Below are 7,042 nucleotides of genomic sequence, written 5' to 3'. Positions count from 1 at the left end.
CCTTTAGATTCTTCTTTCAAATCGGTTACCTCATAATCATCGAGAGCGTACCAGATAGCTGATAGTGTATGCGGGTCTATAGTTCTATGATGTTCCCCAGCTTATCGGTAGCATAAGTGAGCGGTTTAAGTTCATAAATCGTGTTCTTGCAACTGTCAGAGCAAATGATCTTCCTGAACCGTTTGATCTTCTTTGTGTATTGGAGACGTGATCCTTGGTACTTACGGGCGCCCACCATATTGAAACCGTGTTGCTGAAAATAACGGATTGTCTTTGGCTCTGCTGAATCCGCCTTGATTAATTCTTTAGTCTCGGCAAATTCCTTAAGTTCTTCGGCTGTCTTATCATCCGTCAGTCCATTTTTGTAATACTCCCAATAGATATAGAGATATTTCTTTTCGTGATCCACAGCAACCCTAACAACAGCGTTATACGACTCAACAAAACCAAAGTCCATGCCAACTCGTTTAAGCGGGCGGTTAATATTATCGATTGCAGTCATAACCTCTTCATGCGGTCGCTCTTCGAATTGTGGCAGTACCCGAATTCCATTCACGCCAAAATGACCTTTCCGCGCAATCCGGTAAAGGTCTGGGTCATATTCCTTCAATTCTTCAAGTTGCTGTACATAGCTTTCTGGCAGAAAAAGATTATCATCCGCCGTTGAGTGATGATAATAGGTGTCGTTTCTAACGATTATCCGCTTTCGATAAAGCTCTTTATCATCCAGTACAAACCGCTTATCTCGATCGTCTTTAAAGAAATGCTTAAAAGTCCAATTGTCCTCTCCGACTGGATTTGTTGAGAGAATCATATGGAGCGGCAACGTTGGGTGACGAAGACGTCCTAATAGCTCCTTGAATCCCTCATACTTCACTTCAGAACATTCCTCAATCCAAATGAGTGAAATATTATTGATTGATTTTAGTTTAGCTGGCTTATCCATCCCTTTAAAGATGATTCTGCTGCCATTTGAAAATCGAATCTGCATAGGAGAAGATACGCACCTAACAATTCCATTTAATTTCAGATCACTTACAATTTCATCAAAAAGAGAAAATGTGGAGTCCCTATGTGTGTCGTACATCTCTCTGATAACAAGTGCAGTCCGTTTTTCTTTAAGCAATTTCAGAATAATCTTGAGTGCCACATGATAACTTTTGGATGATCCATAACCACCCACGAGAAACTGAAACTTTTGATTCCAGTCAAAGAGAAACTCTTTAAAATGCGGATTTACCTGTTTAATCACTGTCATCACCTTTGTTCACAATGGTGATCTCAAAAGGTTTATCTTCTTCTGTAAGTTCTTCAATCTCTAATTTTTTCTTGTCTATACTTAAACGCATATGCTCCAATTTAAGGCGTCGTTCGTCTTCCGAATGGGCTAGTTCATCAAACTGTTTAATTAGGTTCCTGAGCTCTGCCATTGCCCGAGATTGAGCGTTCAAGAACGTAGCATGACGATCCCAAGAAAATTGAAATTCGTATTCTTCCTCTTCGACTTCGTCCATCTCAGATAGGATTGACTTTTTCTTTTTAAGTTCCTTAATCATTTCTTTCTTATCAGAAACGAACATGATTTTTTGAGCCCTTATAATTGCAGCATATTGGATCTGTATCTGATCCCATATCATATCGACAGGTGAGCATTCCTGAATCTCTTCCATGATGGAGAGAGTTTCTTCTGGCAAGAATTTCGAGAAGAATCCATGAGTCATAGCGTTTTGATTTCTCTGTGGTGCGCCGCCCTTATTCCCTAAAGCATTTTTGTTACCGAGTGGTGCACCTACTTTTTTTGTGTGCACACTTTTCTTGGGAGGTGCACCCTTTTTTCTTTGCCAACCATGCCGCTGTTTCCACGATTTGATTGTGTTAACAGACACCCCGTATCTCTCAGCAAGGTCCTTGTATTTCATACCTTTGAGGTAGTCTTTATGCGCTTGAATGTGCTTTTCAGCCATCTACATCCACCGCCGCCTCCTTTGAATTGAGTTGTTTTGGAAAAGATATTCTCTCTAAAAACTGACACCAAGTTATTAATCTAGCAAAAAATTTTCTATCCTATGATTTGAAACAGTCTATTGAAAACATAAAAAACGCCTTCCCGATTAGAAAGACGTAATCAACAAAATGTTTAATAGGATAGTGTTTATCTTTTGTCAGCCGGATGATTAGAATTTTTAAACGTTCCACTTTTCGCTATCTTATCCAACTTCTCTAATTGTTCAAGTACCTCTCCTAATCCTTCTACTTGTTCACTAATTTTATTCACATCATACTCACCGGTAAAAATGTTATCTAATTGTTGATCTAATGTTTGCATATTATATTTTTCTATCTCTTGTTGGTACTGTTGTTCTAACAGATCCTTCTCATGATTTAATCTTAATTCCTGTTCTCTAAGCTTGCCATCGTACTCAAGTTTGATTTTCTCTTTTTCATTTTCAAATAATTTTTCTTGATTTTGTAATTGTTGCCTAGCCCTTGCTTTCTCACTTCTACTCGTCAACCAATAACTTAGTACAGCAATTATAATACCTCCAATCAATTCTGGTATGTAATTAATAATTGCTTCTTTCATAATATTCCTCCTTTTGAACTCATTATAATACAACAATAAAACAATTTTTACATATTTTTATATACTCACTTAAATTCATGCCCCATTGTCTTAATCATATCTGCAGGGAATAAAAACTGTACCCTAAAGAGGGCACTAAAGTTCTTCTTTTATCATTTTGTCTAAAAAACTTCCTTGGAAATAGTTTAAGTTTGCTGAATAGTATTTAAAGCTTGAAACAACAATTAAAACAATGACAAGCTGTATACCTAACATAACTTCAATTCTAAGTGGAAATGATGATAGACCATATTTCCACAATCCGGCAATTATTGTAAATAAAGCAGCTAAAAAATGACTTACAAAAACAGTTCCTAATGCATGGATTGTAGATAATAGATATCTATACCGCTCAACAATATAATTTCTTTTTTCTTCATCGATTCCCAGTAAATTTTTGTGCCATATAAACTCAAAATAAAAATAATCTTCCTTATTATTTTTATTCCAATTATTTGGATAGGGAAAGTTACAAACCCTCTCAATCGCATTATCAAAAATCCGATTTTTATTAAATATCCAATTTGCTACGAAATATAAATGATGAATTATGTAACCGATTACTACCCCAAATACTCCTAGAGAAATAAAAACCCCCACTAATTTTCCGATATCTGAAAATTTTATATGAGCTGTTAGATAATCTAATTCAGTTAAAACAAAAAATGCACCTATCCAAAATAATAACATCCATCCAGGTATGCCCCACCTTATTAAATATTTAGTTTCAAAACTCATGTTTTCATCTCATCTCCAAACTATTATCGGTGAAAAACAGATCGCATTGGAAACTTTATGGGAATTAACCGTATAAAAAGCTCTCTTATAGGACGGCTAATTATTTTCTGCTTTTTATGTAATCTTCTTTACTGACACCTAAAAGCTCCGCAGAATGCTCATCTGCTGACTGTTCTAAATGATGCATTTGATATTTAACGAATTCTTCTTCTGTAAATACCTTTTTGTCGATGAGAATATCAATTAGAGCTTCTATTGTACATTGACGGTTTACCGACCCCGCCTGCTAACTGTTCTAACAAATGTTGCTGATTAACATTAATTGTTCTTGTCATGTTTTCACCCCCTACCTTAATATCGGCAAGAGATTATGACAAAGAACATTTTGCAAAATTTGTCGAATGAAAAACTCCTTCAATTCTCTCTAAAACAAGCACATCTCAAAAGCTAATCTCTTCTGAGATACACCGGACATGGTTTACAGCACAAATTAAAAAAGTATCCCGTGGGATACTTTTTAATTATTTTCACCTTTTTTTTACATCAAATTGTGTTACAAGTCGCATGTTTACATTCGCAATTCGCTTGCCATCTTCAAACTCATACCAATGATCACATTCTTGTAATTCTTTTATAAGTGCTTTCTCAGATTCTGCAATTACTTTAGCTGTTCTAATATTTTCATTGTCAAACCAAAATACAACTTCAAATTTCATAACCATTCACCTCTTGCTCTATTATCAGGCAAGGGGTCTGTAAATGGAACAGTTCGCAAAATTTGTCGAACGAAAGCCCTGTTCCCTAATAAATATGGCTAGAGCTTAACTAAATAATCGGCTTTACCACACAAAATTACCTGCCGCGCCGACCTGCCTCCCATTTTACACTACAGATTTTTTCAGATTCAACAAACGCTCAAAGTGGCAATCTTGGCATAATTGGCTGATCAATTCGTCTTTCATTTTGCGTACAGTTTCCCTTGAAATACCAAGATGAAGACCTATTGCACGGTAGCTCATTCCCTCCATCATGCAGTCATAAATGACCTTATGTTGCTCCCCTTTGATCTTTTCGGCACCTAGCTCCACTGCATATACTCGCTCTTCATAATACTTAAGACGTTTGAAAAGACGTTCTTCTCTCATATCCATTTGCCGCAATTCAGCCTGACTCTTCCCGGGACTTCCTTTAGGCATAGCTGCTTCTAGTCCATATTGAGCAACACCCCAATTTTTCATTGGAATTACCGAACCATAGAGTACCTTCTGCAATCGATGAACCTCTTTTGCCATCCAGTGATAGCTATTGATTAGATTTTCAATATCTTTTCGATTCATGATTGTGTCCTCCTTTTCCAAATAAAAAACGGACACCAAACAAACAGAGTAAATGCTGTAAGTTCAGTGTCCGCAGGCTTCCCGTCTTGGATTTTTCGTTATTATAACTAGTATTATAATGAACTGTAACTAAGTTGATTTAATACTTTGCTAATCACAGCGAAAATTAGAAATATCTGATAAATAAATTCCCCTAGTACCAGTTCCCATACATCCCCAGACAGCTGGTTTCCCATTTCTATGAATATCTAGACCTACCGTGGTGATATATAACCAAACAGGATCCCTTCTATTCCAAAACCAAATATACGTCCATCTGCCGATACATTTACTTATATCTTGCATGGTTGGTGTTTGTGGATAAATAGGTGGGGAGTATTGTATATCTGGCGGTGCCCCAATGTTTTGGCAAAATCCATTAATTCTTAACTCAACTTCATTGTTGTTAGACATCTAACCACCCCTTGAAATATTTTACATTAATTCATATGAATGTTTTTTTTATATATGAGTAATAAAAAACATAACACCCAAATGAACAGTAATTAGAGGTAAAGTCTGTCTTTACTACAAGCACCGATATGTAATCTGGATGCACTTTTAGGTAGTCGGCATCCTACTCAACTGTCCATCGCTTCATCTTCCATTGATGTGATGTCACGTTGACCTTCAATCTTGCAATGGCACCACCATAAAACTTCCTTTCAATAACTTACCTGACTTTGTATCCTATTTCATGGTCAACCCGCGCAAAACTGCCCTTTACAGTTTGAATCACTGTCTTCCTTTTTTGTTTCTTTTGGATGCTGTTTTTAATCGATTGATTAGTAGCCATAATCAGCTAACCTCCTTGATTCCAAAACGTCTGAAATGAGTTTCCTTTTTGACCTTCTCGTAAATATCCGGAAACTGGTCTTTGAGCTTTTTCGTGTCAACTCGATTTGAGACAACAGGCTTCCAGCAAGCTTGATAGTTTCCGATAAAACCATACTCTGCATCCTTCATTTCATGTTTGATTTGGTTCTCTAGTTCTTTTGCCTGACTTTGAAGCTCAGAGATCTGTTCTTTAAGAAGCAAGTATTGTTGAATACGTTCTCGATTAGCCCCAGTTAAATCAATAGCTTTGTTATTTTCCGTTTCGGCATATCGTTTTTTGAGGTATTCCTCCGCAGCACTTGAACCATCTAAAGCAGGAGCTTGTCCACCTAAGACCTTGTCATTCCAGAACTCAATCTCTGCTTCTAAGATCATGTCAATTAACTCGTCGTCTCTCTCAATCTCTTTCCAGACAAATTTGTTCCCGCCGATCAGCACAGCAAAATAAGCTTTCCGATATTTAGGCCCAAGCACACCCAGATAATGCTGGACCTGCACGATATAGCTCTCGGGGATTTCTTCGTCTTCCCATTCTTTTAAGTTGTAGGCAGAGGTTGTTTTACATTCAAGGATCGCTTTTTCACCAACAATCATCCGATCTACATTAGCCAGTATGAAATCATGTTCCGGATGTCTGAGTATTGCTTTTTTACGTCTAACCTTCTTGCCACTACGTATCTCAAATTCTTTTGCAACAATGTCTTCAAGCAATGATCCAAAGTAAGCAGCTTCACTTTGCGATTCACTAACAGGGACCTGTCCTGTTTTGTCTAACCATAATTCAAAAGGTGTCTTCCACTTGTTTAACCCCAATATAATAGATGCATCTGAGCCGCCAATTCCTTTTCTTCTTTCAATGAGCCATTCATCATGGCTCATTTCAGTAGTCTTAGCATGAATCTCAGCCCTTTTGCTTGTCATACTACCTAACCCCCATTGTGTTTATTGAGGCTATCTGATAAAATATTTTGCACATGAGTTTTTATTGATAGCCTTTAAAGAAGTCCACTTTGCCGAGTGGGCTTTTTTATTGCGCATTTTTAAATTCAAAACCAAGCTGCTCCCTTAGATATCTTTCCAAGTTCTCTCTGAGAATGATTTCGCCGCCATCAATTACATAATCATCAACTGGAGTTACTTCATCACCGTAAAAATCTATTTGCACATCCGTTTCAGTCAGCTTATCGTGCCAGTTGTTTATGACCATTGGATTTTCGACCATTCTTATTCTCCTCTCTGAATTTGTCTGCACGTCTATCCCATAACAGATGGAAATTCACTATTGTTACGAATCATCGCACACCATTTACGAACTTCCAGAGCAGTTGCCGGTTTATGAATAAAATGAACCATCATCCTATACACCTGCTCACTACAGTTAAGTTGATACCTTGCTGTTGCATTTTCAATGCCGTTTCATAAAGACGTCCTTTGTTTGCAAGCCGGCTAATATCCTCAGTAAGAACCT

The 7,042-nt window shown here is 37.2% G+C and carries 9 protein-coding genes and 3 pseudogenes; all 12 read right to left on the bottom strand.

Annotation, left to right across the window (positions count from 1 at the left end):
- A pseudogene (locus tag LWH95_RS21170) lies at positions 1-1,252 on the bottom strand (PBSX family phage terminase large subunit); the annotation flags it as partial.
- Entirely contained in the window at positions 1,245-1,964 is a 720-nt protein-coding gene (terS, locus tag LWH95_RS21165) for a phage terminase small subunit (RefSeq protein ID WP_232920320.1), read from the bottom strand. The gene terS and the pseudogene LWH95_RS21170, both read right to left, overlap by 8 nt.
- Positions 1,965-2,152: 188 nt before the next feature.
- Entirely contained in the window at positions 2,153-2,584 is a 432-nt protein-coding gene (locus tag LWH95_RS21160) for a hypothetical protein (protein WP_232920319.1), read from the bottom strand.
- A 135-nt stretch (positions 2,585-2,719) separates the two neighbouring features.
- Complete coding sequence (locus LWH95_RS21155) at positions 2,720-3,361, bottom strand: hypothetical protein (RefSeq protein WP_232920318.1); 642 nt, start codon at positions 3,359-3,361, stop codon at positions 2,720-2,722.
- 527 nt (positions 3,362-3,888) lie between these two features.
- Positions 3,889-4,077, bottom strand: a complete 189-nt coding sequence (locus LWH95_RS21150; RefSeq protein WP_232920317.1) for a hypothetical protein — start codon at positions 4,075-4,077, stop codon at positions 3,889-3,891.
- Positions 4,078-4,242: 165 nt separating this feature from the next.
- Positions 4,243-4,698: a sigma factor-like helix-turn-helix DNA-binding protein gene (locus LWH95_RS21145; RefSeq protein WP_232920316.1), complete on the bottom strand. Its 456-nt coding sequence runs from the start codon at positions 4,696-4,698 to the stop codon at positions 4,243-4,245.
- A gap of 150 nt (positions 4,699-4,848) precedes the next feature.
- Positions 4,849-5,151 carry a hypothetical protein gene (locus LWH95_RS21140; RefSeq protein WP_232920315.1) on the bottom strand — a complete coding sequence of 101 codons (303 nt, stop codon included), beginning with the start codon at positions 5,149-5,151 and terminating at the stop codon, positions 4,849-4,851.
- Between the two features lie 259 nt (positions 5,152-5,410).
- A pseudogene (locus tag LWH95_RS21135) lies at positions 5,411-5,485 on the bottom strand (hypothetical protein); the annotation flags it as partial.
- 50 nt (positions 5,486-5,535) lie between these two features.
- Positions 5,536-6,495: a YqaJ viral recombinase family nuclease gene (locus LWH95_RS21130; RefSeq protein WP_232920314.1), complete on the bottom strand. Its 960-nt coding sequence runs from the start codon at positions 6,493-6,495 to the stop codon at positions 5,536-5,538.
- Positions 6,496-6,601: 106 nt separating this feature from the next.
- Entirely contained in the window at positions 6,602-6,796 is a 195-nt protein-coding gene (locus LWH95_RS21125; protein ID WP_003229905.1) for a YqaI family protein, read from the bottom strand.
- Positions 6,756-6,930: pseudogene (locus LWH95_RS21120) on the bottom strand (hypothetical protein). Before LWH95_RS21120 ends, LWH95_RS21125 begins: the two are co-directional and overlap by 41 nt.
- A partial coding sequence (locus LWH95_RS21115) for a YqaH family protein (RefSeq protein ID WP_332880201.1) occupies positions 6,927-7,042 on the bottom strand: 116 nt, incomplete at its 5' end. The pseudogene LWH95_RS21120 and the gene LWH95_RS21115, both read right to left, overlap by 4 nt.

It is taken from the genome of Bacillus sp. G16 (assembly GCF_021282335.1).
In the GTDB taxonomy this organism is placed as follows: domain Bacteria; phylum Bacillota; class Bacilli; order Bacillales; family Bacillaceae; genus Bacillus; species Bacillus inaquosorum.
This window is presented reverse-complemented; position numbering and strand designations above follow the sequence as displayed.